Below are 1,349 nucleotides of genomic sequence, written 5' to 3' on the forward strand. Positions count from 1 at the left end.
CGTGCCCGGTCGCCAGCCCCGTGTCGGGCGACCGGGTCAGGAACGTCCCCAGGCGGAGCTGCAGCTCTTGAGGACGCTGGTGCCGTCGTCGATGCAGACGGTCAGCTTCACCCGCTTCTCGTCGGTGATCATGTTGTACGCCGTGCTCGTGCAGCCCCCGTCGTTGTAGGTGTCCCGGACCGAGGCCACCATCCTGTCGTTCTCGTCGCTCAGGTAGGCGAACACCGCGGCGTCGTCGGTCTTGATGTCGCAGGCCTTGATCTCCTCCGCGCCCTCCCAGCCGGCCACGTCGGCGTCGAAGAAGGCCTTGCCGGCGGCGTTCTGGGTGTAGAGCCAGCCGATGTTCGTGCTGGCCTGCGCCGGTGTCGCCGCCACCGTCAGCGACAGCGCCGTGCCGATCGCGGCCATGCCCACCATGCCCAGGGTCCGGCCGGAAATGCGTCGAGTGCTCATGATCAGTCCTTTGTCGAGGTCCGAGACGTCGTCAAAGGATCACCGGGGACGCTTGCCACACCTCTGCCGTCCGCTTGCCGGCGATCGTTCATACTGACGCGTCGGGGGAGGTGGGTCCGTGGAGTTCCGGGTCCTCGGCTCGGTCGAGGCGTACTCGGCGGGCGTGCCGCTCGACCTCGGCGCCCGCCGCCAGCAGCGCCTGGTGCTTGCCGTGCTGCTGCTGGAGCCCAACCGAGTCGTACCGGTGGACCGGCTGATCGACCTGGTCTGGGGGGCCGCCCCGCCGGCCTCGGCGCGCGGCACCGTCCAGGCCCTGGTCTCCCGGCTGCGCGCCGCCCTGCGCGCCGCCGACGGGCCTATCGCCGCCGGACCCGCCGCCGGGGCTGTCGCCGACGCCGACCCCCCGCCCGCCGTCCGCACCGAGATCCTGCACCGGGGGGCGGGCTACCTGCTGCGGGTGGATCCGCTCTCGGTCGACGTGCACCGCTTCACCGACCTGCTCGCCCGGGCACGCGCGACCGACGACGAGCGTTCCGTCGAGCTGTTCGACCGGGCCCTCGCGCTGTGGCGCGGCGATCCGCTGGCCGACGTGGCCCCGCCGCAGACGCGGGACCGGCTCTGCGGCGGCCTGCGGGAGGCGAGGTGGACGGCCGTCGAGGACCGGCTGGAGGCCCTCGTGCGGCTGGGCCGCTCCCGGGAGGCACTGGACGAGCTGACCGAGCTGGTGGCCGAGCATCCCCTGCGGCAGCGCCTCGTGGGCCAGCTCATGCTGGTGCTGCACCGTCAGGGCCGCACGAACGAGGCGCTGGACGCGTACGGTGACCTGCGCGCCCGACTGGTCGCCGAGTTCGGCCTCGACCCCGCCGGTGAGCTGCGGGAGCTACAGGCCGCGATCC

At 72.8% G+C, this 1,349-nt stretch carries 2 protein-coding genes; one reads left to right on the forward strand and one right to left on the reverse strand.

Annotated elements, in window-relative coordinates; genetic code table 11:
- Nucleotides 1–36 precede the first annotated feature (36 nt).
- Complete coding sequence (locus E1258_RS32660) at nt 37–453, reverse strand: hypothetical protein (protein ID WP_007072267.1); 417 nt, start codon at nt 451–453, stop codon at nt 37–39.
- 118 nt (nt 454–571) lie between these two features.
- Between E1258_RS32660 and E1258_RS32665 the strand changes: the two genes are divergently transcribed.
- A partial coding sequence (locus E1258_RS32665) for an AfsR/SARP family transcriptional regulator (protein WP_132407839.1) occupies nt 572–1,349 on the forward strand: 778 nt, incomplete at its 3' end.

It is taken from the genome of Micromonospora sp. KC207 (genome assembly GCF_004348615.1).
In the GTDB taxonomy this organism is placed as follows: Bacteria; Actinomycetota; Actinomycetes; order Mycobacteriales; family Micromonosporaceae; genus Micromonospora.